The following is a 26,861-nucleotide window of genomic DNA, read 5'->3' as shown; positions in this document are numbered from 1 at the left end:
GATTTAAATTAGTTTATAAAGTGGCCTGCAGGCCAAACGATACCGATTTATTGATGGGATATGTGCCAAAATTGCCGCCATTACTCACAATTTCAGGGTCGTAACCTTTAAACATGGATGTTATGGTAAAAAGGTTGGCGCCGGTAACATATACCCTCACCTTATGCAGGCTTAGTTTATTAATAAGCTGTGCCGGAAGCGAATAACCCAGGGTTATTTGTTTTACGCGACAGTAAGCAGCATTTTGCAAATACATGGTTTGGGTTTGCTGGTTTCCCGAACCATTAAACCTCGGACGCGAAAAATAGGCATTTGGGTTTTGTGGCGTCCAGTAGTCTGTTGCGTACCCATAGGGGATATTCCACTCGTTACCTTTAAATCCGTAAAAAACGTAGTCGTTAGGTACAAAATTACCTTTTAAGATCCCTTGGAAAAAAGCAGCGAAATCAAAACTTTTGTATGCCAGGTTTAAATTAACCCCAAAACGGTAGCGTGGGGTAGTATTACCTATAATTTTTTGATCGCCCGGGTTTGTTACCGTATTGCTGCCGTAGCTAATCTTTCCATCGTTATTCAGGTCGGCATATTTAATATCCCCGGCAAGCCAGGTGTACCCGGCGAGTGCGCTGTTATCAACTTTTGCTGCATCGGCATCGGTTTTGTAAAAGCCATCGCTTACAAAGCCCCAGATACTGCCAAGTTTCTGGCCCGGATAATAATCGCCTATGCTTAATGTTGGGTTAAGGTCGTACCTGGTTATGGTGCTCCTGGAATCAGACAGGCCAAGGCTAATGCTGTAAAACAGCTGCTTATCAAACATGCGGTCTTTCCAGCTCACACTCAACTCCCAGCCTTTTGTTCTCAGGTCGGCAGCATTTCTTAACGGCGCACCCGTACCTAAAACTGCCGGCAATTGTTGCCCGGCAACCAGCATGTTTTTAGTATCGGTAATAAAGTAGTCAAAACTGCCGCTTAGCCGGCTGTTTAACAAAGCATAATCTAAACCTATATTTTTTGTCTGCACTTTTTCCCAGGTAAGGGTAGTGCTGATAAGGCCCGGCGCACCAACAGTAACACCCGGCAGGTTATTGAATAAATAGTTAACCGTACCTGTGCTTTGCGTAGCTATATAAGGATACTGCGCCGATGAAGATACACCGTTTGATGCCTGCTGATTGGGTAACTGGCCATAAGAAGCCCTGATCTTTAATTCATCAATGGTACTTTTAAGCCCAGCCATAAAGCTTTCTTCGGCTATGTTCCAGCCAGCCGATACTGATGGAGAGAAGGCATAGCGGTGATTAGCCGGGAAACGTGATGTGCCATCGTACCTGCCGTTTACCTCTAACAGGTACCTTTTATCATATATATAGTTCAACCTGAAAAAAGTGCCGATTAATGCAGATTGCGTTTCAGCTCCGTTTACTGTAGGTTTTGGATCATTATTAGTGCCAATTGCCGGCAACGCAGGGTCTATCAGGTTGTGGGCAGTGGCATTGCTTAGTACATAATGAAAATACTCCTGGTTATATCCTGCAAGCGCTTTAAAATAGTTTTTAGTTCCAAAAGTGTTTTCATACGTGGCATAAGCGTTAAAGGCATTGTAATTATCATTATGCCGGTATTCAGATACCCTGGATGGATTGGTATGGGGGAATATATTTAAAAAAGCGCCGTCGACACCGTATTCGTTAAAGGGGATAACCTGTTCCCTGTCAAACGCGGTATAGCTGTTCCAGGTATAATCTGACGTAATGGTAAGGTGCTTAACCGGGTTTAATATAATGCGGCCGGTTGTCCAGAAATCGTTTTCGGAGTTGATATCCCGGCCATTCTGCTTTATAACCGCTACAGGATTTGTATAATTACCCTGGCCTGAAAAGTTGCCATCAGGGTTATACACGGGCATCAAAGGGCGCAGGTCGTTCGGGATCCATGCACCGCCCTGATTGGACTGGTTAGTATAGGCGCTTTGATTATTATCAGTATGCGTCATGGACATATTGAAATTAAATGTAAGCCACTTGGTAACATCCGATACAATCTTTAAGCTTGGCGTATACCTTTTATATACCTGGTTGGCTACTTTTTCCAATCCGTTCTGGGTAAAATAACCCATATTGGCCGAGTAGGTTGTTTTCCCCTCGCCACCGGATACCGACAAATAGTGCTGTTGCTGAGGTGCCCAGCCGGGATATAATACCTTGATCCAGTCGGTATTGCCTACATAACGGTAGCGCTGCGGGTTGCCGGGATCCACGTATGCCGAAGGGTTATGGGCAGGATCGTTAAAATAAGCCATGATATTAGTGGAATCCTGGGCGGTAAAAGGATCGTTGGACGTATAACCGCCACTTTTCGCGCCCGATCTTTGGGCGGCGTTAAACATATTCAGGTAATCCTTGGAATTGATATAATCAGGCATTTTGGTTGGCCGAGATGAAGTGTAGGAGCCCGAGTACGTAATTTGTGTAGCGCCTTTTTTGCCGGTTTTGGTGGTAATCAGGATCACACCAAAAGCCGCCCGCCCCCCGTAAATAGCCGCTGAAGCGGCGTCTTTCAATACCGATACACTCGCCACATCATTAGGGTCTATCAGGTTGGGGTCGCGCTGTACCCCATCAACCAATATTAGCGGATTTGGGCTACCGCTTATGGTTGTATACCCTCTTACGCTATAACTGGCCCCGGTGCCAGGCTGTCCGTTGTTAAGGTTAACATTCAAATTAGGGATCAAGCCGTTTAAACCATCTCCAAGGTTTACAATCGGCCTGCTTTCCAGTTTATCGGCACCCACGCTGGCAACTGCCCCGGTTAAGTTAACCTTTTTTTGCGTGCCGTATCCTACAACCACCAATTCATTTAATGAGTTGGCAAAAGCGGTCATTCTGACTTCAATATTCGATTGCGAACCAATTACAACCTCCCTGGTTTGAAAGCCTATGAAAGAAATAACGAGCACGTCGCCAGGTTTGGCATCAATTGAAAATTGTCCCTCTGCATTGGTCACAGTACCTTTTTTAGTATCTTTTAATATTACAGATGCTCCGGGTAATGGCGCGCCTTTGTCGTCGGTAACAGTTCCACTGATCTTTTGAACAGCAATAACCGGCTTTGCAGTTTGTAATGGCTCAGTCTCCTTTAAAGCGATGGTCTTTTTGAATATTCTATAACTTACCGGCATACCATTGAGGCACTGGTCGAGAACATCGGCAATGGTCTGCTTTTCTACATTAATATTTAAAGTTTTTGATTTAAGAATATCAAGATTATCGTAGTATACAAAATGATATCCTGTTTGGGTTTCTATTAATGATAAAACTTTGTCTACAGACACATTCTTTTCATGAAGTGTAATTAGCTGACCAAAGCTTTTTGCACTTACTTGTGCAAATGCTATAATCAATATGACAATCGTTAGCTTCATAATTAGAAAAATTTGGGACATAGTGCGCCATGACGCTTCCGCGCACTTTAAATTAATTTTCATAATTTTGGTTAGTTTGGGTTAAACGTTAGATTTAAATTGGTTACTTCTGATGATTGGATACCCAGATATAAGCCGGGAAAGTGTTACAGCACTCCCCGGTTTTTATTTATACAGACCAACCGCGTAATAAGGATATTACACTAATAGGCTATATATAATTATTAAGGGTATCAGTTTTTTAGTTGGTTGTTCGTAGTTCTTTCTCCATAATTAGTTTTTTAAATAAATAATTGGTTGTTTATTAAATCCGTTACTATATCAGATATTCAATAGATTGGCCTTCCCATGATGAACCTGCTTTTATCTAATTAGCAACAATGATATTTTTTCCTTCTATCCGATATTTAATGCCTCCAAATTGTAATATTCCCAACAACTCTGAGATATCCGCTGCGCGTGACATCCTTCCGTTAAGCTTTCTTTTAGGAACGTTTCCTTCGTATTTAATATTTATATCGTACCAGCGTGAAGCATTCATCATAACCTGCTCGATACTCGCATTTTTAAATACAAACAATCCATTCTTCCATGCAACCGCCGTTTCAGTATCTACGTCTTTAATTATTGACAGTCGGTCATTGTCCGTTAATACAGCTTGTTCTCCAGGCTTTAGTATGCCGGTTGCAGTTTTGCCTTTTATTCTCACTGAACCTTCCAACAACGTTGTTTTAGTTTCAAGATCATCGTCATATGCCGATACATTAAAATGTGTACCCAATACCAGCACCTCAGATTTGGACGTTTCCACAATAAATGGTATAGCCGGATTATGACTTACTTCAAAATAACCTTGTCCAGTGAGTCGGACTTTGCGCTGCTTGCCGGTAAAAGCCGTTGGAAATGTGATTGAAGAAGCGGCATCCAGCCACACCTTGGTACCATCCGCCAAAATCAATGGATAGGGAGACTGTTCGCCCTTCGCTGTGGATAAGATATTATAACTAACTGTCTCTTCTTTATCAGTAATGTTGTAAGTAATATCATTGTCGCTGGCCTGAATAACCGTCCCGCCCTGTACAGCTAATTGCCCTTTCAAACCTTTAGCCAAAACGATTTTTTGGCCATTGGCCAAAGTTAACGTTGCCCGATTTTGTCCCGGGGCAATAACTTGTATATGATTTTGCACTAATTGTACCGATGTATGCTTCTTGTGCAACGCAAAATAACCGCCAAATCCTAATAATACCACGATGGAAGCTGCGGCAGCAATGCGCGGCCATAAAGATGGTTTGCGTTCCATCCGGATATGTGGCAATAAGGCTGCATATATTTCATTCTCCTTCTGTTCCAGGTCTGGTAAGGCATGATCAATCTGGGTTGCCTCTTTATGCAGTTCTGCTTCGATCAGCGTAAGCAAATCGGTTTCATTGCCAGCATTGTTAAATTGTGCCAATAAAGCTTCGATTTCTGCTGTCGTGCATTCGTTCCGAATAAAGCGTTCCCATAAACCCCGTTGACTTCCATCCATAATTCAAGCATTTGTTGTGGTAATACGTCAATGGAAAAAAAACCAATGAATCAAAAGGCCAATAATTTTCAACTATATCATAAGAAGCTGATAATCAAAGATAAAAATTCATAAAAAATAAAATATTTTTATTGTGCTGAAACCGTTGGTAGTTGAGAAATAATCGATAATTGTTACATTAGTAAATTCTTTAAACTATTGGCAGCGTGAAATTATTTGAGGATACGGAACTACAGTACTTGTTGGCACGACTCCACAACAATGACGAACGTGCCTTTAACAAACTATACAGTACCTGTTTCCGCCCAATTTATCGCCGCGTCTTTTCGCTGGTTAAAGACGAAGCCGTAGCTGATGAGCTCGTTCAAGACCTGTTTCTTAAATTATGGCAAAACAGGGAAGATATCGATCCCCAACAATCTTTTGAAGCCTACCTGTTTACTATTGCACAACATCTGGTTTATGATCATTTCCGCCGGATCGCCAAAAACAAGAGACTGGTTGCCAGATTACTGCTGAACGCCACAGATTATTACCTGCATTCAGACATCCTGCTGGAAACCAAAGAAAGCCGCGAACTTCTGCAAAAAGCCATTGACCAGTTATCGCCACAGCGTCGCGAGGTTTTCACCCGCTGCAAGATCGAAGGCAAAACCTACGAAGAAACCGGCCTGGAATTGGGTATCTCCGTACCAACCGTCAACAGCCACATGACCCAATCGATGAAGCTCGTGCGAGAATACCTACTTAAAAATCAAGACATCGCTCTTGTCTTCTTATTGTTCTTCTATTCCGTGTCCAGCATAATCCCCGACCCTGACAACTTATTGCATCTACTACACTGATCAACTGGTAGAAACATCAGTAGTCGTTGAACCATTATTTTCAGTTTTCAAAATTGGTTCAACAGCCTCCAAAAACTCAAATAAGTGTTCAAAGAATTTCTCATTTGGGCTAAAGAAATAGTTGTTCTCGGTACTTTGGCTCAGCCCATAGGGTAATCGAATCCTTTCGATAATTAATATTTCTTATGAAATCTGATAAACCAAATTATAATATATCGTTTATTGAAAACGTATAATAATCTTATGACATCGGATACCTATTTCAAATTCCGTGGACGCTTTGAGCTATTCCCTCATCGCTATGATATCGGCTGGCCGATATTTACAGACAGGATTTTCGGTTTAAATTTCTTTTTGGATAAGATTTATAAAATCAGGCAAGATGAGGCGCGGTTTTCTGATTTACATCTTCTATATATGAGTAACCCGGTTGGTTACTAAAGGATTTATTTATTTGCTGACGTGGATTTTAATATCGTATAGTAAAGCCGGCTACCCAATCGCATATTCCGGGTGATGATGACAGCTTGTCCGGTGAGTCCGGTTTTAAACGGAATGATGTGTCGGCTGTTGGTAAGCAGCCCTTTGGTCAGGCGTACGCTCGCCAGGAAACCGCTGTCTGAAGGAATGCTTGAAATGAAATCAAGTTTGCCTGCAACATAGCCTGTTTCCTGGTAAGGGTAGGCGTCAAAGCGAAGTTCAACGTATTTGCCCGTGTCGATCTTCCCAAAGTTGTTCTGTGGCAGGTAAACCTCAGCATACAGCGACCCTTCATTGGGACTTACATAACCTAAGACAGTTCCTCCGCGAAGATATTGGTTCTCCTGCAGGGGAAGTGTGAAAAATACCTGTCCGCTGGTAGGGGAACTTAGCACATATTTGAGCAGCCAGTCGTCGACCCGACTTTTTAAGGATTGGAGGTTTTGAACAAAAAGTTCTTTTTCCTGTGCGAAATCATGGTCGAGCTGATCAAGGTCTTTTTGTTTCTCACGTTTCGAAGTTAAGTTGGCCAGTACTGCAGCATCTAATTCAGGAATCGATATTTGTTTGCTGATCAGTTTACTGTTCTGGCTTCGGTACTCTTCTGTAGTGATCACTTTCTCCTTATAAAGTTTTCTATTCATGTCGAAAGATTCATTGGCCAATCGTAGGTCTTGCTCTGTTAAAGTCCTTTTGAACCTGATAGTCCGGCTGGCGCTATCTAACGCGAGGATATCATCTTCCAGGCTCCGCTTCTTTCGATCGTAGAATCCATTCACCATGTAATCATTAAATTGTTGAACCGAGTTCATAAACTGCTGGTACGTTTGCTGAATTTCTCCGAGCTGACCATAAGTGGTACTGAATTGAGCGGAGGCCTCCGCCATCCGGTTCATGTCCAGCAACCGGGTACAGCTTTCTATTTTCGCGGAGAGGTCGATAACTTCTGAATGACTGGCTGTACTTTCAAGCCAGCCAATCACCTGGTGTTGTTTCAGTGATTGGCCGTTTCGTACGAATAACCTGACCAGGCGGCCGTCCTGTCTGGCCAGGAGTTCTTTAGGCGCGTTCTGACTGGTCAGTTTTGATTTTACAATGATGGTATCCGGATATTTGATCAGCCAGGCTGCCAGCACCACAATTGCCAGGACACCGATAAAGATATAGATGCCCATACGCTCCAGCAGGCCGGATTTGGTGGTGATCAGTTCCTGGGCCAGTTCTGAGCGCTGGAGGATGGTTTTAGAGAGGTCCCTTTTCTGTGAGGCGATGGTTTTTTCAATGGTATCGTTCATGCGTTTAACTACCTAATTCCAACTGGTTTTTGACTAATTCATAATAATGCCCCTGGAGCTCGGTCAACTCCTGGTGCGTACCCTCTTCTACGATCCTGCCTTCATGCAGTACAACTATTTTATCGGCATTCCTGACGGTGCTTAAGCGGTGGGCGACGACGATCACGGTCCTGTCCTTGAAAAAATGATCGAGTTGGCGGACGATGGCTTTCTCGTTATTGGCGTCGAGGGCATTCGTAGCTTCATCGAAAAACAGGAATTGCGGTTGTTTGTATACCGCGCGCGCGATCAGCAGGCGCTGCCGCTGCCCCTGGCTGATACCGATACCTTCGGCACCCAGCCTGGTATTCAGCCCGTTAGGGAGCGACTCGATGAAGCTTAACAGGTTGGCTATGGAACAGCTTTGGATCAACCTGTCCTGGTCTACATGATCGTCCCCGACGGCGATATTATTGGCGATCGTGTCGTTAAAAATATAGCCATCCTGTAAAACAGCTCCGCATCTGCTCCGCCAGAAAGAATGGCTGATCTGTTTCAGATGAGTGTCCCCGACTTTCAATTCACCATGGTAGCGGTCATATATCCGGAGCAGTATCTTTAGAAGCGTGGTTTTACCGCTGCCGCTGGTGCCAACGATCGCAGTGACCTGTTGTTGCGGAATCTCCAGGTTGATGTTCCTCAGAACGGGTTCGTTACCAGCACCCGGGTAGGAAAATGACAGGTCCTTAAAGTAGAGGGATTTGTCCGCGGGCAGGAGCTGGGAGAATACCTTGTTATCGGGTTCCTCGCTCGACAGCTCATGGATCTCGTTCAGGCGTTCCATGCTTATTTTGGCATCCTGGAGGTTCTGGGAAAGCGAGATGAACTGGCTGACAGGGCTGTTGAGCTGCCCGATAATATACTGGATGGCCAGCATGGTACCTAAGGTGAGCTCTCCCTTAACGACCATCTGGGCGACCATGTACGTGATCACGATGTCTTTGGTTTGGGATATGAACAAGCCGCCGGCGGATTGCCATTGGCTGAAATTGAGGCTCCTGAAATTTAAGCGGAAGACATTGGCCTGGATATTTTCCCAGCGCCATCGTTTCTGTTTCTCCGCGTTGTTCAGCCTGATCTCCTGCATCCCCTGGATCAGTTCAAGTGTTGAATTGTTCTCTTTCGAGGAAAGCCGGAAGGTTTCATAGTTTATTTTCCGGCGGATACCCATGAAGATCCTGATCCAGCCGAAATAAGCGAGGTTCCCGACCAGGAATACCAGAAATAGCTGGACGCTGTATAATACCAGTACAGCGGCGTAGACAACGAAGCTGAACAAAGAGAATACGGTGGTCAGTGTTTGGCCGGTCAGGAAGGATTGAACCTGTTTATTGTCTTCCAGGCGTTGCAGGGTGTCACCGGTCTGGTGCAGGTCGAAATAAGATAGTGGCAGGCGGGTCAGTTTGATCCAGAAATCTGAGAGGATCGATATGTTGATGACATTGGAGACCCGTAATTGTAACCTGCTTCTGATAAAACCGATGACGGTCGTGCTGAAGGTCAGCATAAGCTGGGCGCAGAGAATGACCGTAATGAACGATAAATTATGGGTGTTGATGCCGGTATCGACGATGCTTTGGGTCAGAAAGGGGAATATCAGCTGTAAGATGGAACCGACAATGATCGAAACGGATATGCTGATCAGCTGGGGCCTGGTTTGGCGGAAATATTGAAGAATGATGCCCCAGCCCAGTTTTTGTTGTTCCTCGCCTTCGTTCTTGTAAAAGTCGCTGGTTGGTTCCAGGAGCAGGAGGGTCCCGGTAGCTCCTTTTTCGGCCGATCCGTTCGACAGCCAGAAATGCAGGAATTCCTGTTTGTCATAGGTGACTATGCCTTCCCCGGGATCAGCGATCCGGATTTGTTTTTTGCCCGCGGAGACGAGGACCACAAAATGGTTCTGGTCCCAGTGCAGGATAGCCGGCAGCGGCGCCGCAAGCAGCTTTTCAAAACTGATCTGCAGACCCCTGGTACGGAAGCCGATCCGTTCCGCAGTTTCGCTGATGCCTAAAAGGGAAACGCCCTGTTTGCTGTAACCCGCTTTTTGCCTTAAGGTATCGGCACTGTAATGTTTGCCGTAATATTTAGATACCATCCGGAGGCAGGTCGGCCCACAGTCCATGACATTGAGTTGGCGATAAAAGGGGAAGGCCATGAGATGCGGGACTAGTTTTTAAGCAATTTGTTTAATATTTTTTCGAGGGCGGCCTTATTCGAAGGTCTCGGGGCGTCCGGCGATACCACTTCATTTTTATTGTTGATGATGATGTAGCGCGGTATCGCGGTGATCTCAAAATAGTTCGCGAGGCTTGATTTGAAATCGTCCGGTAGGAGGAAGGAATTCTTCAGACCGAGGGTTTGCGATTTCATTCTCCACTTTGAAGGTTCCCGGTCAAAGGATAGGTACAGGAACTTCACTTTCCCGGCGTATTTCTTTTCCAGTTCCTCGGAGAAAGGGAACTGTTGCAGGCAGGGTACGCACCAGGAGGCCCAGCAATCGATGACCGTCGGCCCTTCACCTACCTGGTCTGATAAGGTCGCTTTGTTCCCGGCGGGGTCGACGAGCTGGCCCGCAAGCACGTCCGCTACTGTTCCCCGCGGCCTTGATTTGTAGTTGAAGTACAGTGAGTCAATATTTTTCCTGTAGACCGATGAAGGGTAACGCTCATGGTAAACATTAAGTACGGAATCAAATGAGCTGAAAGGGTGCTTGTGATTGTTAATGAGTAAAGTCGCTAAAAGCCGTTCCTGTATCTGTTTGTTATCGTAATGTTTATTGATCGTCCGGAAAACCCTTCTGAAGGTTTCTTCATCATCCAGCCTGCTGCTGAGCCGCGGACGGTTTTGGTACAACAGCATATAATAATAGGCCTTAAGCGCGAACTCTCTCGAGCGGAAGAATGAACGGGGATCATTGAAATTTATATTGTTCAAACTATCGATATAGCCCCTGGGGTAGTCTTGAAAATCAAGGTCTTTTACGATATTCTGCATCGGTTCGAGCAAATTGCCGACGTAATCGGCTTTGATTTCCATAAAGGCCAGTTGGTGTATGGTCTTCGGAAGTTTGTACTTGCGGGCATAGTAATCCAGGTATTTCAGCCTGGCCTGGTATTGATTGGTAACGGTATCAAAGAACACTTTTACATCGTGCCCGACTTCTTTGAAGCCAATATCTCCACCTGCGAACAAGCCGCCGGTATGGTAGGTCAGCGAGTCGAAAAGTGTGTAAATATTTTTATTGGGGCCCTGGTAGTCAAATTCGTAGAAAAAAGGGCTCATGAATTTCCCATTGAGCTTGTCAGCCCCACGCGTCCCTGCTTTCGGCATCTTTTTGACCCTGATCGTCAGTTGGTCACCCGGTATAATGAATGATTCGTGTCCAAACCCATCCGCGAACAAACAGATCGAGGTATCCCTGACGGCGAAAACACAGGTTATGGTGTTCGTTATCCCTGTATCGATGGATAGCAGGGGGAAAGCGGGAAGGTGCTCTCCCGGATTGTTGCTCAGTGGCCTGAGCAACTGGAAATATAAGCCCCTTTTTTGGGTTCCGTCGAATTGATAGCTTACCCTGAACCTGGATTGGGACAGGCCCCGGAGCTGAAAGATGAGGCAAAAAATGAACGCGATAATGAATTGGCGCATGAAATTTAAAATAGGATGTTTTGAACTGGCGTACCTGTAAAAACCCGGCGAACCTATGGTCCACCGGGCTGGTCAGGCGCTTAATTAAGCATATTTGCAGGTAGAATCATCACAGCAATCATATTTCTCGCAGATGGAATCCGCCTTATCCTGGCAGGCATCAAGGTCACCGCAGTTAGAAGGCATATCATCTGCGGCTGCGCATGATCCGGTGCCTGTCGAATAAAAATTGCACTGTACATTGTCTGGCGGTTGCACATAACCACCAAATACATTTTTCATTTGATCCCGTGTAAGCAACTCCGACTCCCCTGAAGCCCATAAATTTAATGTTGAATTTCTCATGATTAATAACTCGAATAATGTTAAGAATTGATTGTTTAAGCGCCACGACGTCCGCGGCTTTTTTTTAAGGTTTTAAGCATACTTGCAGGCCGCGTCATAGCAGCAATCGTATTTTTCGCAAGCTGCATCGGCCTCGTCCTGACACGAATCCAGGTTTGAGGAATCACTACAACCGTCGAAGTCATCGAGTACCCCACAGCCGGCAGAAGTGCCGAAATTGCATTTAATGCCGTCATTGGGGGGCTGCACGTAGCCACCTAATACATTTTTCATTTGCTCCCTGGACAGCATTTCCGAACCAGCGTAGGAAAGCGATCCCAGTTCTGACTTTTTCATAAAATAATAAAAATTTAAGTAAATGATGGCCGCCTATTATCAGGCCCGGCGACTTCAAGGCACGATCTTATTGCTTAAGCGTGATAGAAATACCTGAGGTCAGCGATCGAGTAAGCAGGCGGCAGCTGATGGAACCTGGAAAAGGCAGAGTCTTCTCCGGCTGAGGAAATAAAAAATGTCGGGGTCGATTCGATCTTCATCGCCCGGCACCATGCAAACATCCCCGCGATCCTGGCTTCCTGCTGCTGGAGTTCGCCGTTCATGGGATACCTGGCCGCGAATGCCCCGTAATCTTTTTCAGGTGCGAGGTACCAGTCATCAAGGGCTTTCCTGGTCATGGCGGGGTCTTTTCGCTGCGCGATCGCCAGAAGATGTTTTACGGGTGGCTTCTTGTGGTCAAGATCTGAAGTCGTAGCGGTGAAAATAATTTGTACCTGCAGGTTGGGATTGTGTTCAACGAATTCCTCGATGACCTTATGCGCCCTTCCGCAAGGGCCGCAGTATGGATTGCAGACCTTGATTATCTTATAAGGGGCCTCTGGGTTGCCGATCGTAATTCCCAGGCCTCTGGGGTCAGCGATGACCTGTTTTTGCTTTTTCAGCAAGGCCCCGAGGACAAGCTTGTCATTTTTCAGCTTTTGCAGTTCTGTTCTAAAGTATTTCCCTTCTTTGGCCCCTTCAAGCGCCGGCACGATCAATTTCACAGCTAAGAGCGGGAATGCAAAACAAACCAGGATCTTCATGGCTAGGGTTAAGTTCAACATGTCCGGGGATATGCTGCCATACCAGTTTTGCGTTGCTACGACAAGGAACTGCATCCCTAAAGTGAACAGGACGCAAAGACACAATATACACCAGTTTTTGGCGATTCGCCATTGATAATAAACCGAAAACAAAATGTAAGGCAGCGCCGCGGTGTTCAGCCAGGCCAAAACGAATAGGACTCTTGGGCTAGTCATCCCTTCGGACAACAGGAGGAGGAGCATTCCGGTGAAATAGGTAAAGCCGATAATGCTCCAGCTAAGTCCCATGACTTTTGAAGCTTTTGACTGCAGGACGGAACTGCAGTTCACCTTTTTTCCGGAGGAGCAAATTTGTTGCAGGATAGGGTTGTGCTGGTCCAGTTCGTATAACAGCAGTAAACCGCCGATGATACTCCCGCAGACCGTCAACAGTGAGAATAAAAAAGGGAAAATGGCGTTCCTGTCCTGCGCCAACGCGATAACCCCGCTGAGCACGACCAATGCAGGAATGGCCAAGGCGGCCAGGAAAGCCCCGGTCTTCTTTTGCCGCTCCTGTTTTACCTTAATCTTATAATCTTTTTCGCCAGCACCTGCTGAGGCTTCCGCCAGCAATACTACACCTGAGGATCGTTCCAGGAAAAGATCTTTCGGAATAGCTTTCCATTTATGGCTTTCCGGGTCAAAAAAATCCACCCGTGTTTCTTTGACCTCCCTGACCACGGTAAAAAAATCGTCTCCGGTCTGTTTTCCTTTGATCTGGGCGATCAGCGGCACCGGCATCTCTGAAAACCTTTTAGCATCGATCCTAAGCCCGATATTATCTATGCCAATCTGCTTCAGGACGTCGCTGATACTCAGCAGGCTGGGGTAGTCCGGGTGATTTTCAATCTCTATAGCAAGCGTCGTGTTCGAAATATCCACCTTTAGCAAGGTCGCGAATAAATGGGCGATCTCAGGCCCGTTCATTTTAGGCTCTAAAAGCCTGTTCAGCAAATTTATCATCAGAATTCTAATTGAAAGACCAGTGAATAGCTTGCAGGCTAGGTGAAAGGTTAGGTCCTTGAAAAAGTCAAGATGAAATTCAAGAGAGAGCGTGTCGTTCTGGTAAATATAGTTTCATTTGTTTTAAAGTATTAGGTACGTTAATTAACTCCGTAGAGAATAATTTCCTAAAAATATACACATGATTTCCATTAAAGAAATATCATTTGTAACAATTTTGTGTTAATTGTAAAAACATATCAAATATCTATTCTTATTAAGAATTAATTTTCATGTAATTGTGTTTATTTTCTTTGCTTTTTAACTATTATACAAATATGATATAGGAAACAAGCATGCAGTGCATTTTGATGGATTCTGGTGTTTAAAAAATGACCTCGGATATCTTTTATTTTTGCATTTCTTTGTCGCTCCGGCTCGGAAGATTACCTTTTTTTCAGGTGAAATAAAATCTACTGGAATAGGCTTACCCGTGGCGGATAATGTGTTTGTCCACTTTTTCTTTTGTAGTCGGTTTTACCGCATGTCCGTGGTAGCCTCTTCATTTTTAGTAAAATCCCCAATCTCAAGCCGTAAAATATAGGGTTCTGCAAAATTGAGCTTGACTATTGCTGATGATGCTTTTTTCCATTTCTGGTGATCAATGGCTTCGGAATATCTACATTAATAACCTCCGGTTCCCGACTGCCGAACTACCGGGCAATCCTCGGCAGTTCGACGGAGATGGCGTTTGACTCCTGCTTTAAGGGCTTTAATCGAAAGCTTACTTTGTCCACAAGGAAAAACAATGCCATTGGTAAAAGATTTTTATAAGAACGGAATTATACCTTCACCCCTGATGGTTAGATGCTTGTGTACATCGAGATTGAAATATTATACCTCATAAGTTTTTCCATCATTGGCAGTTTTAGCATTTTTTGCAACAACTAAAATTCGTTCTAATTCTCCTTCGAGGAATATATTTTTAAGTGTCTGGGAATAGAAAACTTGTCCCGTTTAAATAATATTGTTAGTTGATTTAAGGGAGAGCCGGATTCATCGTGCAATTGAACGTCAATTGCAGTTTCGCCATTGGGGATTTGATAAATTATAATTTGATCGTTATTGATAACCTTTAAAGCTAGGTGTTTCTTTTGAACTTGTTATGTCTTCAAGGGCAAATCCGCAACTTAAAAAACTCGAAACTGTTAAATATATAAAACAGACCACTTAAAGAGTCATTCCCGCAGCAATTTTGCTATTGATATTATCAAAATAATTCACGTATGTTACCAGGTCTGGTTCTATCCAGCTTAGTAAATCGTAAATCGTTTGGATTATTCTTTGAACATGAGCAAAATCAATCCTATTATTTAGAAAGCATATCGGTTCGTTGTGGTAAACACGGTTTCTAAACAGCCCAATCTCATTCAGTTTGGTTGCCATAACGCTACGGTTAACAGCGGCTGGCTTTAGCGGAAAACTGTTTAATGGAGCACCACCTACTAATCTGAAATGGTGATTTTCAAACAGGCTGGTCCAAAAACCAAATGTCTGTTCGGCAATTACCTTACCCGAGGTTACTACCGCCCCCTTCGCTATTACGGTATTTTCTGCCTTTTGAACAGAATTTCGCATTTGATACCGGGATGGGGCTAATGAAGGATTACTCATAAACCGGCTTTTCTGATTAACCATCCAGTCAGTATCTGTGAAATAAGCTGAGACTTCTCGTTGACTGCATTTCTTAGGAAAATCTCAAAAAGGTTTAAAAGCGGGTACGCTTCCTGGGATACCCTAAGGTTTATTATATATAGTTTTTGCGCCTTTGATTTTGAGTTACCACAAGCATTTAAAAACCGGTCTAATCTCGGTTTTGATACAAAGTGTTCAAGTTTATGATATTTCAATTCGCTATTGTCTTTTACTCTAAAATTATGTGATTTTGTTCCGTAATGCTTGATAAAGCCTCTTTTTAGCGATAAAAACGTAATCAAGTTTAAGAATTAAGGCCCCGGCAATCCCGGGGCTTTATTGTTTCCATCGCCGCTTTCTTCATTCATTAAGCCACTAATTCATTTAGTTTTTGCAGATTAGGCATCTTGATCATGAGCTTTTTCTTTAAGTCGCTCATGTCAGTACTGATTTTTTGGGCCACTATTTTGGCATAGATCTGTGTTGTCTTAATTGATTTATGTCCTAACATGGCGCTTACTGTTTCAATAGGAACACCATTGGCCAACGTAACTGTTGTGGCAAAAGTATGCCTGGCGGTATGGGTAGTCAGATTTTTATTGATACCGCAGATATCGGCAACTTCCTTTAAGTAGGCATTGTATTTTTGATTGCTGCTGATGGGCAGTAACACATCGTTTTGTAGGCAGTAGGGATGGTCTTTATATTTTTCGATGATCTCTTTGGCTATTGGCAACAACGGAACGCTTTCCCTGCATATCGCTTTGGTAACTTTCTGCCTGTTCTTTACAATCCATTCCTCCCCGGCAAAAAAATTAACTATGTGCTCACGGGTTAATTTACTGGCATCTTTATAGGCAAAGCCGGTAAAGCACATAAACAGGTAAGCGTTTTTTACGTCTTCCAGTCGCTCTACAGCCATCTTCTTTTCATAAAGGGTGAACGACTCCTTTTCGTCAAGGATATCCTTTTCAGGCTCTATATAAGAGCATTGGTAGGAACTTAAAGTATTCCTGTTTAGCCATTCCCTTTCAACAGCTGTTTTTAGCACAGAACGTACTTTCTTTAGGTAACACATGGTGGTATTGTTCCCAATATGTTCTTTAAGGGTGAGACAATCTACAAAATCCTCCGCGAAGGACATTTTGACTTTACTGAGTGGTATATCATTAGCTTTGTATTCGGATTGAAGGAATGAAACCACTTTATCTTTAGCGGTGTTCCATTTGGTTAGTGTGGCGGGGACCGTTTGTCTCCTGCTACTTTTAATTTAACTCTCTCGATCACAAAATCAATAACGTCCATCAAGGTCTTTTCTCTTTCACGTTTCCCCAGGTATGTCTGCTTAACCATGGTAGCTGAAACATAGTCTTCGTTGACACATAACTGATCATACAACTGCCTGACTTTTAACGTTGCGGCATCGATGGCGTTATTAATCAGTCTTGCTTCAATAGATGCTCCCCGCACATAGCCAGTTTCCTGGTTCTAATTTTTTTGATGTACTTTTTGTCCTAACGACATTCCCACACGCTTACCGTCAACCGTAAGCCGAATAAAAATAGGTGCCTTGCCATCGATGGTTAATCTGGATTTCTCCAGCATAACTAATAATGATACCCTCTCATTGATTTTCATACTCAATAATTTTTAATGAATGATTTTAATCATCCTTCCCTCAAATCACTGATTAATAGCGCATTGCACAGGGTCGAGGGTAACAAATTTCGGCACTTTCAGTGTTACCCGAAATGGTACCCTACAAGGCTGTAAACAATTGATTTTATTTGATATGCTTTTTTGTGAGAAACCGCTTAAAAAGGGCTTAAATGCAGAAAAGCCTTACTTCTCAGTAAGGCTTTTTAGTTTTCCGCGGAATGGACGGGACTCGAACCCGCGACCTCCTGCGTGACAGGCAGGCATTCTAACCAGCTGAACTACCACTCCGTTTGGGTCTGCAAATATACGCACCATTTTGGTTTACACAAGTGGTTTTTTAAAAAACCTTGCTTTAATCTCTTTTATTAGCCGCCTCAACTGCTTTTCAATGTTAACCTCGGTCTTTGCACCCGCCATAACTATCTCAATATCAAAGAAAAAAGAACGATAGGGTTGGCCATCTCTTTAATAATTTTCTTAAAATTTATTTTTTTATTTAACTTCAAAACTAAAATACTGGGCGCCGGCGTCGCCTTCTTCGCTAATTCCCTGCACCGATACGACGTATTTTCCCTTCTGATCCGACGTGTAAAACGATACCAGGCCTTTACCCACAGCATTTGTGTTTACATCTGGCGACCAAAACAACAAGCTTCTGAAATCAGGTACCCGACTATCGGCGGCTTTTTGGGTATCATAAACCGGCGAATAAAACTCTCGTTTTAACTGCAAGCCTTCATAATCCAAAACTACTGCGTGTGGGTCTATTTCAACGCCGCCAAGGTCGCCTTTGTAGGTGGTAAAGCTAAATACACCCTCATTAACGGTTGGGCCATAAAAGTATCTGTCCCTTATTACTTCAAGCTTTCTTACCTTCAAGGGATCAATTGCCATTACCTTATCTATATTAAATACCGGCACATCATCCAGTAAAACAATGGGGTCGCCGTCTAAAAAGCCTTTTTCGTTCAATACTTTAATGTGGTACCTACCCTTGGAGCGCACTATATTGTCTTCTCTCACATACTCGCGCAACACTTCTTCCATTGTGGTAAATCGGGTGTAGTTATCCAGCAGATAGGTTTTATAAGGCTGCGCAAAAAAACCGGCACTATCTACACCCGGATCATAAAACCGTTTGATTTTATTAAGGGCATATATATTTTGTACCTGCATGCCCAGGCTGTGCTGCTCTAAGGCCTTTTGTAAATCGGCAGACAAGGCTAATTGGGGCGTGATACGTTTACTGTATTGCTCCGAAAAGGGGCTCAAAACATCAATCCGGTAGGTTGAATCTTTTTCGGGATTGGTTTGGGCAACTACTTCACCGGGGCCAAATAACTGCTTGGTATTAAACACAAGGCGACCCAATGAATCACTCCTGGATGCATATAATTGTACCCTTTTGCCCGGCACACTCAAATATGCTACTATATCCTTTGCCGGAGCGCCCGTTAGTGTGTTGGTTATTTTCGCGCTTATCAGATGGTCATTATACTCTGGTAAAAAATTAAATGGCGACGACCCGCCATTTAGAATATTATTCCATTGGAACCTGCGCCAGCCTTGCGACAGCATCAGGTTATCCATAGCGGCATCAGCTTCGGCGTTTTGGTTTTTGATGTAATAACCTGCCGATTCTATATTGCCCCTCAAGTCCGATCTTAGCCACAGATAGTTAAATATATCATCAGCATCCATTTGCTGCAACGAATCGACCCGGTAAACCGAAAGTGATAAATTAGCCAACACAGCAGCCCCGTTTGCCCTTTTAGTGCCCACATTAATATTTACTTTTTTTCGTGTAGCGTATTGAGGTTGGTCGGCAGCCGCATCTATTTGTAGTAACTGTTTAGGACGCTTAAAATAAAGACGCTCACACACCGGCTGCCTGGCGCTGTTAAAAATGGTTATATGCGATATGCCTTCGCCCAGTTTGCTTTTATCGATGCTAAATGTAGCCACACCCGAATTAAGCGAAGAACTTAAAGCAGCTTTAACCAATTGCCTTGTATGCGCAAAAAGAAACACCTGATTGTCGCCGCTATTGCAGTTTACTGTAACATCTAAATTGGTTCCATTATCTTTTAGCTGCATTACATAGCCCCGGTTGTTGACCACGGGTAGTTCTTTAATAATCTTATTACCCTGGCTTGTTTTAATAATAGCCTTGTAGCTGTTGTTTGCCGCCGGTGTAAATGTAAAACTGCCAATACCAAACTTTAATGGCTCAAAGCGTACCACCGTATCGCTGTGCTGGTCAATTACAGCCCCCCGGTATATTGCAAGTCCGTTGCCATTGGGCGCAGTAACTTTAAAGGCTACCTTACTGTTTAAACCGCCCACAAGACTGCCCCCTTCAGGGAAAAATTGCACATCGTAAACCGGCACCGTTTCTTTGGCAGAAGCATCAGGCAACTTCAACGGATTTATAATGGTGATGTTTTTTTCAAAATAATAATCGGGATTAAAATTTTTCATCCAATTGGTATATGCGCGCAAGGTATAGTTGCCATTACTTACCGATACGGGTATGTATAACGAGCCGCTCCCTGTGCCATAATTCACAGCTATTTTAGCTTGCATTATACCGTTATGGCCATTATCTATTACGTCAACATAAACTACCTTGCTCAGGTTCAATAGCTGATGAAAAGAGGCATCAACACTATATATTTTAAACCAAATAATTTCGCCCGGCAGGTACACGCTTTTATCGGTATGCACATATATCTTTTCCTGTACGTTGTGCTGCCGGTATTGGTTAAAGCTGCTTTTTACCTGCTCAATTACCTGAGCAAAGCCCGTTGTTTGTGCAAGCAATAAAACCAAAAACGACGAAACTATAGTCTTAGTAATTCTGTTATGTTTTCCCATAGCTAAAAGCTGGTTTGTTTAACAATTATGTGAGCTGCCTTACCTGGCTGTTGTTTTAGTGTTTTGTTTGTGCGTTATGGCTTCCAAAATGGCGGAGGTAATGATTTACCTCTTATCCGGCAATCCGTACATTCGATAGTTGAATACGTGTAACCAATTAATACATTCATTTCTATAATGGCCGAAATTGGAATGCCATTTCCATCAATTATAAATTGCTGTACTTCGTGCTGCATATTTTTCGGATTATATATACGCGCCGTATCTGCCTCACAGTTATATGGATAAACAGGATACCACGCTGTCGGCAACTGGCGGTTGTCAATAAAAATGCGTTTCCGTTGTACGTTTGTGATAATTACAAATCCTATAACAGGTTCAGCAGGGTTAGATATACAATGGATATTACCCTGCAACTGTGAGGGCTGCGCGTCAAATATACTCCCTAACTGCTCGGTGTTTTTCTTAATGTTTTCCCAAAACGCATAGGCCTCTTTTGTTAAGGCATACTGGTTTACCAAAATAGAGTACCGCACTGAAATTTTCTCGGCGGTAGAAGGTATCGTTGTTACCGGTGCCTGGAATATAACATCTGATGTTAGCTTGGCTGATGATGCTATTACTGTATTACTTGATATATCGCCCGTATAGCAATAGTATGCGGCTTCATTCTCTTTTCTGCTCCTTACTTCTTTGGTTACCGGGTCTACAAGGAACCCTGATACGTATTTGGCATGAAATTTCCAGGCCTCTGTGTAATCCCAGCGATAATAGCGTGTACTGTTTGTTGCATCATGGGTATTAACATATACGTTCAAATTATTGCCCTTCGGTATAAAACCGATGCTATCAATAGGCGGTGTTTTTTTTACTGCTGTATAGTCTGAAGCATATTCCTTGCCATCGCCCGAAATATGCAGCCTGTATTTTTTTGACTGATCAAGCGTTAATGGCGCCGCCGAAGCATATTTTCCGTCCTGTCCGGGTATCGGCTGCAATTCTGCTATGGACGCTCCGGCTGCATCCTGAATAGTTACCGTGTAACCGGCCAGGCCGGATGTTTTAACATCATCGCCAAGGTTCACAGTTTGGCTTAGCTTAATAACTGTTATACTATCGCCAACATCAATTACCCCCTCTACCACCAGATAATGGTTGGGGCTGCTTATAACCGATGGGTTATACGGCTTTTTACACCCTCCGGTTATTCCACAAAGTATCGCCAAAAACCATATATATTTTTTCATAATCATTTTATCGTCAATTATTTCCAAAATTGAGGAGCTGTTACCTGCCCTCGTACCCTACAATCTGTACATTCTACTGTTGATGCTGTATATCCAATAACATGAAACCCATCCTTGCTTATTGTCGAAATTGGTATCAACCCACCATTTACAATTTGATTTTGAACATCATTAGCTCCGTTATGCGGGTTGGCAAACAAAACAGAATCTATTTGACAGAAAGCATCCACCTGCGGTTGCCAGGTTAATGGCAAATCGTTGTTTGATATAAATATTCGTTTGGTTTGCACATTCGTTACGCTTAAATAACCAACAACCGGCTCTGCCGGATTGGTTACATTATGAATATTTCCTTTTATCTCTGACGGCTGAGGATCAAATATGCTACCTAATTGTTCGCTGTTTTTCTTAATGTTTTCCCAAAATGCATACCCTTCTTTGGTTAACGCATACTGTTTTAATAAAATGCTGTATCTTATTTCAAGCTTCTCTGAATTGGATTGTATTAATGTAACCGGATTCTGTGATATAACATCCTGAACCAGCTTTGACGATGATGCCAGGACAATATTACTCGACTTATCTCCCGCATAGCAATAATAAATCTGTTCATCGTTTCCTCTAAACACAATCTCGCCGTTTTTTACTATCAATCCCGAATTGAACCTGGCGTGAAAGCGCCATGTTTCTTCATAGGCCCAACGGTAATATCGGGTGTTATTGGTGACATCATGAGTGTTCGAGTTTATTTGCAAGCCTTTCTCTGTTATTTTATATGTAATGCTATCAATTGGCGGGGTAGCTTTTACAGCCACGTAATCGGATACATATTCATTACCCGATGCGGTGATATGCAGGCGGTACTTTTTAGTATTATCCAGGTTTAAGCCAACGGCAATATATTTACCCGGGTTTGACATTGATGCTTGCAAGGGATAGATGGCACCACCGTCAGCCTCGACAGTTACCGTTGCATTTGATAACAGCGTTGACGACGGCTTTTCGGATAGGTTCACCGTTTTGCTTAATGTAATAACTGTTGAGTCGGCGCCGCTGTTTATTACCCCCTCAACTACAAGGTAACTATTAGGCGCCGAAATTGCTGGCGGGTTATAGGGTTTTCTGCACCCGGCAACTATACAGCCCAGTATTACAATAATACACCATATGTCTTTGTTTTTTATCATCATTATAATATCCAAAAATCAGGAGCAACTAATGTCCCATGTGCCCGGCACCCTGTGCAGCAAACGACAGAAGCGTCGTAACCAATAACGCTCCCGGCATGCGGTCTTATAACGGTATCTGTCGGGTTTAATTTCCTTTTTTGATAAACAGCCCCGGGCGCGCTCAGGCCGTCATTATTGAGGCGGTAACTAACCTTTTCACACAGGCCACCACCCGGCATATAGCGCCCTGCTTTAAACTTATTTAACAAATAAACTATGCCGGCCTCACTTTCAACTGGTAAATGCGCATTGGCGTTATGACAAGCCTGCGTAATTGCTGTAAGCATTATCAAATAAACCATATAATTGGCCCCCTATACATATTTGGTTAAAACCTGATGTTATAATTGATAAACGGAATTGGCCTTGCAAAAATGGATAGTTTATACCCGGTTATTATGCCCCCCTGCTCGGTAAAATAAGTGGAATAGGCATTTTGCCTGCCGGTTAAGTTATACACACCTATGGTGAATGAGTTGTGTGTGCGCTGATGCACTTTGTGATTCCCCTCAATGTTCATTGAAAAGTCCGAACGGAAGTAATCTGGTATCCGGTACTGGTTCCTGTCTGAATAATATACCCGCTCCGATCCGCCGTACTCATATTTGGCTACCGGCAATGTAATAGGCCTGCCTGTGCTATAAGTAACGTTTAACGAGACACTAAACCTGTGCGAAAAGCGGTAATTGCCGATAAAGTTAAACGCGTGTGGCTTATCAAAGTTGGCCGGATAGTACGTGCCGCCATTAATCAACTCTCCTTCATTAGGATTGGTTTGCCTTAAGAACGTGCGCGAGTAGGTATAGGTTATCCAGCCATTGGCCTTGCCTGTAGTTTTCTTTAGCAAAAATTCAATGCCGTAAGCCTTGCCTTCGGTACCCAATACGTCATTTTCAATGTGGTGGTTCAACACCAGGTTGGCCCCGCTGCGGTAATCCAGGTAGTCCCTTAGCCTTTTGTAATAAATTTCAACAGATGTCTCGATGGTGTTTGCCTTCATGTTATGGTAAAGGCCAAGCGATACCTGATCGCCATATTGTGGCTTAATATTAGGATCGCTCAGTTGCCACACATCAGTAGGGGCAATGGCAGTTGTGTTTGATAATAAATGAATGTATTGCCTTAACGTGTTGTAGCCTCCTTTTAAAGAAGTATTATCGCCCAATTGGTACCGTGCAGAAAGCCGAATCTCGGGTCCGGAGTATGTTTTAATGAACTTCCCGCTGCTATAATTTGTACTATCGAGCAGGTTTGAGGTTGTTTTTGGCAAATTAGGTGCATAATTATAAACCAATTGCGGCCCCAGGAAATTGTAAATGGAATACCTGATGCCTCCGCTTACCGAAAAGTCTTCGGTAAAATCATACTTATCGCCCAGGTACAAGGCGCTCTCCAAAGCCTGCTGTGCCGGGATAACATCAGGCGCCACCAATGATTTGGGGTTATTTGGCTGAAAATTTCCGGGATGTAGCTTATAAAAAATAGATGTTAAACCAAAATCAATGGTGTTTTTACGGTTAAAGTAATAAACAAAATCAGCTTTAAAGTTGGTTTGGTTGATGTCGAAATTAAGCTTATAGGCGTTAACCGGGTTATCATAGCTGGCAATGTCATATTGATACCTGTCTATACCTGCTCCAATTACACTAAACAGCTTATCGTTAAAATTGTGTTTCCATTTAATGTTGGCGTTGCGGTTGCTGTATCCGTATGATGTATCGCTGTTTAGTTTAAATTTATCTTTACTCAGATAAGTAGTTACATAAATGTTATTTTTCTCGTTTATCTGGTGGCTAATGTCGAGGTTTAAATCGTAAAAGGATGCCTGGCTGTGTTTATAAGCATCGGGCAGCAATTTCAACAGCCAATCAGAGTAGGTAGTGCGGCCGCCAAATGAAAACGAGGTCTTATCTTTAATGATAGGCCCCTCCACATTAAGCCTGCTGGTTATTAAACCAATGCCTGCCGAACCGGTAAACTTCTTTTTATTGCCTTCGCGATTGGTAACATCCAGCACCGATGACAGGCGCCCGCCAAACTTTTCCGGAATACTGCTTTTGTAAAGTTCAATATCTTTAACAATGTCGGGGTTAAATGACGAGAAAAACCCAAAAAAATGGGAGGGGTTATAAATTGTAGCGTCGTTCATTAAAATAAGGTTCTGATCGGCCGATCCGCCACGCACATTGAAACCTGTTGTAGCTTCGCCAACCGATTGTACTCCCGGCAGCGTTAATACCACCCTTAAAACGTCGGCCTCGCCAAATACCGTTGGCACCTGTTTAATGCTCTTGATATCCAGCCTGTTTACGCCCAATTGTACATTACGCACATTGGCCACCTTCTCGGCCGATATTTTTACTTCCTTCAGGCTGGTAATTTGCTCTTTCATTTCGATGATTAGCTTTCCGTCAGAATAAAGCACAATTTGCCTGCGCGTATCGCGCATCCCAAGTCCACGGATACTTAAAATTTGGCGGCCTTTGGGCAGGCTGATGGTAAAATAACCAAACTGATCTGTTGCAACCCCTGTTTTGGTATTAGTAACAAAAATGCTTCCCCCAATTACCGCCTCGCCAGATTTACTATCACGAACATAACCAGATAGTGTTGCATTACCGGGACCAATGGTATTTGTTTTGTTACCTATTTCATATAATTTGTTTTCGGTTGTCGCTTCTGGAACAACCTTTTCTTTCTGATCGGTAAATTCCGCTACGGTTGTGGTCACATTGTTTTTTACCGCCTGGGTGCCGGGTTTACCTCCAAAAAAGCCGGCGGCAAGCGATGGTTGTATTTCGCGTCCTTTGGTTAAAAACACCTGGCGATCAGCTGTTATAGCGTAACGAAAAGCAGTATTTTTGAATGCGGCATCCAGCACTGCTTCAACCGGTTTATTATCTAACTTAATTGTTACCTTTAAACTATCAAATAGTGAGGGCTCATAGTAAAAGTGATACCCTGTTTGGGCTTCAACATCGGCAACAAGTTGCCCGATAGTAGCCTGCTGAAAGTTTACACTTATTGTTTTAACCGCAGTTTGCTGGGCATTACCAACCTTCATCAGGATCAAAAACCAAAAACTTAGAAAGTAAATTTTTTTCATTAGCATATTTATTTTTCGCAATGCCCTATATCTGGTGAAGATTTAACAGCTATTTTGGGGTTGATACAATATTTTATAAAGCTTACTTATTTTTATAACTGATCATACCTGGCTGCAATCAAATACATTGCTTTTTCCGGGTTATCATTAAATTTAATTTTATTTGCCTTTATATATTGCTGCAGTTCTTTCTTCTTATCCTTCAATACATTCAGGAAAGTACCTTGCCCTCCAATACTATAATAATTGCTACCCTTTTTTAAATAGTAATGCTTTTTAGCTTCTGTAAAAAAGGTTTCGAGTGTGGTTTGCGTTGATATGCTTTGAATGCTTTTTGTCCATTTAACCAACACCTGCAGGTTGCCGACATATACCTGTTCATACAAACCGCTGCTTATTGATGATGCCACATTTGTTGAATCGGCCGCAACGTATACGAAGTGATGGTTAAGCAAATCAAAACTCTGAATCCTGGAGTTTATTAATGAGTATTTAGAAAAGCCATTATACAACAAAGTTACCACCAGGTCTTTGTTGATGTCGTACATCATTGGCACATTTGCGTAATATATACCATCATAATTAACCGAACCTGTTTTGAACGCGTTTATATCTAAAAAACAAGCATTGCCTTTTATTAAAGGATCATAAAATTCATATTCGGGGCCATTATACAGGCGGGACATTTGACCTATAGAAGTATTGTAGCCGTCAACTACGTGGCCAATGGCAATTTTTTGCATGGTACTGTCATCCGTTGCCGTTTGCCCGAAGGCGTGGCTGCTTAAATAAGTGAAGGCGATAAAAAAGCATAGGGCCAGTTTGTTTGTCATTTAGGTTTTATAAAGATGAAATGTACATTACTTTTAATTAACAATCAAACCGCTCACTCCAAAAGGCCTGTTACATTAATAATGTATTGATTATGTTACAATTGCATTGAAATAATAATATTACGGAAGTATGAAACTGATTGAAACAAGGGTTGTTAAATATTTATATATGCCCCGCGATAGATGACGCCGCCGGTTGTACCCGACAGGTATTTCAATATAGGTTACTTTATTGTTTTGTAACTTTAAGCTCCATGCAAACCTCCGCGACTTACATTTTTTTTCTCCAGGTATAGCATTAGGATCTGCGCAAATTGTCAATTGATAAGTTCTAACACTTGTTGCAGGTTTCTTTATCAAAGAACTGTTATAATAATGCTTTACCAAACCTTCGTTAATCGCGGTATTTGGATCGGGCTTGTGCTGACTTGGCACGCGGTTGTTTTTGGGGTAAACAAACAACATACACATGAATAAAAATCCGGCGCATACCGCAAAGCTGCTTAGTTTTCTTTGCATAAAGGCTTTTAGTAAGATTAAGTTTTTTT

Annotated in this window: 19 protein-coding genes and 1 tRNA gene; 2 read left to right on the top strand and 18 right to left on the bottom strand. The window is 43.0% G+C overall.

Translation table 11 applies throughout. The features are described 5' to 3' along the window. Positions 1-13 precede the first annotated feature (13 nt). The gene (locus BMX56_RS19835; RefSeq protein ID WP_218152460.1) at positions 14-3,427 is read right to left on the bottom strand and encodes a SusC/RagA family TonB-linked outer membrane protein; all 3,414 of its coding nucleotides are present in this window, start codon (positions 3,425-3,427) and stop codon (positions 14-16) included. A gap of 367 nt (positions 3,428-3,794) precedes the next feature. Next, positions 3,795-4,958, bottom strand: a complete 1,164-nt coding sequence (locus BMX56_RS19830) for a FecR family protein (RefSeq protein ID WP_090651425.1) — start codon at positions 4,956-4,958, stop codon at positions 3,795-3,797. Between the two features lie 206 nt (positions 4,959-5,164). Between BMX56_RS19830 and BMX56_RS19825 the strand changes: the two genes are divergently transcribed. Next, positions 5,165-5,803 carry an RNA polymerase sigma factor gene (locus tag BMX56_RS19825; RefSeq protein ID WP_090651424.1) on the top strand — a complete coding sequence of 213 codons (639 nt, stop codon included), beginning with the start codon at positions 5,165-5,167 and terminating at the stop codon, positions 5,801-5,803. Positions 5,804-6,046: 243 nt separating this feature from the next. Next, a complete protein-coding gene (locus BMX56_RS19820; RefSeq protein WP_090651423.1) occupies positions 6,047-6,244 on the top strand; it encodes a hypothetical protein in 198 nt (65 codons plus the stop codon). Between the two features lie 5 nt (positions 6,245-6,249). On the opposite strand, the gene BMX56_RS19815 is transcribed toward BMX56_RS19820, so the two are convergent. The 16 genes from BMX56_RS19815 to BMX56_RS19730 all read right to left on the bottom strand — a co-directional run bounded on the left by BMX56_RS19815 (position 6,250) and on the right by BMX56_RS19730 (position 26,313). Continuing rightward, a complete protein-coding gene (locus BMX56_RS19815) occupies positions 6,250-7,578 on the bottom strand; it encodes an HlyD family secretion protein (RefSeq protein ID WP_090651422.1) in 1,329 nt (442 codons plus the stop codon). 4 nt (positions 7,579-7,582) lie between these two features. Beyond that, positions 7,583-9,769: a peptidase domain-containing ABC transporter gene (locus BMX56_RS19810; protein ID WP_090651421.1), complete on the bottom strand. Its 2,187-nt coding sequence runs from the start codon at positions 9,767-9,769 to the stop codon at positions 7,583-7,585. An 11-nt stretch (positions 9,770-9,780) separates the two neighbouring features. Further along, positions 9,781-10,896, bottom strand: a complete 1,116-nt coding sequence (locus BMX56_RS19805) for a TlpA family protein disulfide reductase (RefSeq protein ID WP_177183870.1) — start codon at positions 10,894-10,896, stop codon at positions 9,781-9,783. Positions 10,897-11,346: 450 nt separating this feature from the next. After that, entirely contained in the window at positions 11,347-11,607 is a 261-nt protein-coding gene (locus BMX56_RS19800; RefSeq protein WP_143065487.1) for a hypothetical protein, read from the bottom strand. Positions 11,608-11,679: 72 nt separating this feature from the next. Next, positions 11,680-11,943: a hypothetical protein gene (locus BMX56_RS19795; protein WP_090651418.1), complete on the bottom strand. Its 264-nt coding sequence runs from the start codon at positions 11,941-11,943 to the stop codon at positions 11,680-11,682. Positions 11,944-12,017: 74 nt separating this feature from the next. Continuing rightward, positions 12,018-13,688 (bottom strand): vitamin K epoxide reductase family protein, encoded by a 1,671-nt coding sequence (locus BMX56_RS19790; RefSeq protein ID WP_090651417.1) that lies wholly within the window; start codon positions 13,686-13,688, stop codon positions 12,018-12,020. Positions 13,689-14,897: 1,209 nt separating this feature from the next. After that, a complete protein-coding gene (locus BMX56_RS19785; RefSeq protein ID WP_143065486.1) occupies positions 14,898-15,341 on the bottom strand; it encodes a hypothetical protein in 444 nt (147 codons plus the stop codon). A 388-nt stretch (positions 15,342-15,729) separates the two neighbouring features. Beyond that, positions 15,730-16,632 (bottom strand): site-specific integrase, encoded by a 903-nt coding sequence (locus BMX56_RS30405; protein ID WP_255369882.1) that lies wholly within the window; start codon positions 16,630-16,632, stop codon positions 15,730-15,732. 218 nt (positions 16,633-16,850) lie between these two features. Beyond that, a complete protein-coding gene (locus BMX56_RS19765; protein ID WP_090651412.1) occupies positions 16,851-17,000 on the bottom strand; it encodes an Arm DNA-binding domain-containing protein in 150 nt (49 codons plus the stop codon). A 235-nt stretch (positions 17,001-17,235) separates the two neighbouring features. Then, a tRNA-Asp gene (locus BMX56_RS19760) sits at positions 17,236-17,309 on the bottom strand. Positions 17,310-17,513: 204 nt separating this feature from the next. Next, a complete protein-coding gene (locus BMX56_RS19755; RefSeq protein WP_090651411.1) occupies positions 17,514-19,898 on the bottom strand; it encodes a hypothetical protein in 2,385 nt (794 codons plus the stop codon). Positions 19,899-19,972: 74 nt separating this feature from the next. After that, on the bottom strand, positions 19,973-21,145 hold the full coding sequence (locus tag BMX56_RS19750; RefSeq protein WP_177183869.1) for a DUF4249 domain-containing protein: 1,173 nt from the start codon (positions 21,143-21,145) through the stop codon (positions 19,973-19,975). 17 nt (positions 21,146-21,162) lie between these two features. Next, positions 21,163-22,335 (bottom strand): DUF4249 domain-containing protein, encoded by a 1,173-nt coding sequence (locus BMX56_RS19745; RefSeq protein WP_090651409.1) that lies wholly within the window; start codon positions 22,333-22,335, stop codon positions 21,163-21,165. Beyond that, the gene (locus BMX56_RS19740) at positions 22,335-22,661 is read right to left on the bottom strand and encodes a hypothetical protein (protein ID WP_143065484.1); all 327 of its coding nucleotides are present in this window, start codon (positions 22,659-22,661) and stop codon (positions 22,335-22,337) included. Before BMX56_RS19740 ends, BMX56_RS19745 begins: the two co-directional genes overlap by 1 nt. Before the next feature lie 41 nt (positions 22,662-22,702). Then, positions 22,703-25,480, bottom strand: coding sequence for a TonB-dependent receptor (locus BMX56_RS19735; protein WP_090651407.1), 2,778 nt, complete (start codon positions 25,478-25,480; stop codon positions 22,703-22,705). 92 nt (positions 25,481-25,572) lie between these two features. After that, on the bottom strand, positions 25,573-26,313 hold the full coding sequence (locus tag BMX56_RS19730; RefSeq protein WP_090651406.1) for a hypothetical protein: 741 nt from the start codon (positions 26,311-26,313) through the stop codon (positions 25,573-25,575). Positions 26,314-26,861: the final 548 nt, after the last annotated feature.

The sequence above is a fragment of the Mucilaginibacter sp. OK283 genome (assembly GCF_900110415.1).
In the GTDB taxonomy this organism is placed as follows: Bacteria; Bacteroidota; Bacteroidia; order Sphingobacteriales; family Sphingobacteriaceae; genus Mucilaginibacter.
Note: the sequence above shows the minus strand (reverse complement) of the source record. Positions and strands in the feature narration are given on the sequence as shown.

Bases quoted from the DNA above. Each gene is read 5' to 3' on its own strand.
- BMX56_RS19835 (WP_218152460.1), bottom strand. From the start codon at position 3,427: ATGAAGCTAACGATTGTCATATTGATTATAGCATTTGCACAAGTAAGT.
- BMX56_RS19830 (WP_090651425.1), bottom strand. From the start codon at position 4,958: ATGGATGGAAGTCAACGGGGTTTATGGGAACGCTTTATTCGGAACGAA.
- BMX56_RS19820 (WP_090651423.1), top strand. From the start codon at position 6,047: ATGACATCGGATACCTATTTCAAATTCCGTGGACGCTTTGAGCTATTC.
- BMX56_RS19815 (WP_090651422.1), bottom strand. From the start codon at position 7,578: ATGAACGATACCATTGAAAAAACCATCGCCTCACAGAAAAGGGACCTC.
- BMX56_RS19810 (WP_090651421.1), bottom strand. From the start codon at position 9,769: ATGGCCTTCCCCTTTTATCGCCAACTCAATGTCATGGACTGTGGGCCG.
- BMX56_RS19805 (WP_177183870.1), bottom strand. From the start codon at position 10,896: ATGAGCCCTTTTTTCTACGAATTTGACTACCAGGGCCCCAATAAAAAT.
- BMX56_RS19800 (WP_143065487.1), bottom strand. From the start codon at position 11,607: ATGAGAAATTCAACATTAAATTTATGGGCTTCAGGGGAGTCGGAGTTG.
- BMX56_RS19795 (WP_090651418.1), bottom strand. From the start codon at position 11,943: ATGAAAAAGTCAGAACTGGGATCGCTTTCCTACGCTGGTTCGGAAATG.
- BMX56_RS19790 (WP_090651417.1), bottom strand. From the start codon at position 13,688: ATGATAAATTTGCTGAACAGGCTTTTAGAGCCTAAAATGAACGGGCCT.
- BMX56_RS19785 (WP_143065486.1), bottom strand. From the start codon at position 15,341: ATGAGTAATCCTTCATTAGCCCCATCCCGGTATCAAATGCGAAATTCT.
- BMX56_RS19765 (WP_090651412.1), bottom strand. From the start codon at position 17,000: ATGAAAATCAATGAGAGGGTATCATTATTAGTTATGCTGGAGAAATCC.
- BMX56_RS19755 (WP_090651411.1), bottom strand. From the start codon at position 19,898: ATGGGAAAACATAACAGAATTACTAAGACTATAGTTTCGTCGTTTTTG.
- BMX56_RS19750 (WP_177183869.1), bottom strand. From the start codon at position 21,145: ATGAAAAAATATATATGGTTTTTGGCGATACTTTGTGGAATAACCGGA.
- BMX56_RS19745 (WP_090651409.1), bottom strand. From the start codon at position 22,335: ATGATGATAAAAAACAAAGACATATGGTGTATTATTGTAATACTGGGC.
- BMX56_RS19740 (WP_143065484.1), bottom strand. From the start codon at position 22,661: ATGCTTACAGCAATTACGCAGGCTTGTCATAACGCCAATGCGCATTTA.
- BMX56_RS19735 (WP_090651407.1), bottom strand. From the start codon at position 25,480: ATGAAAAAAATTTACTTTCTAAGTTTTTGGTTTTTGATCCTGATGAAG.
- BMX56_RS19730 (WP_090651406.1), bottom strand. From the start codon at position 26,313: ATGACAAACAAACTGGCCCTATGCTTTTTTATCGCCTTCACTTATTTA.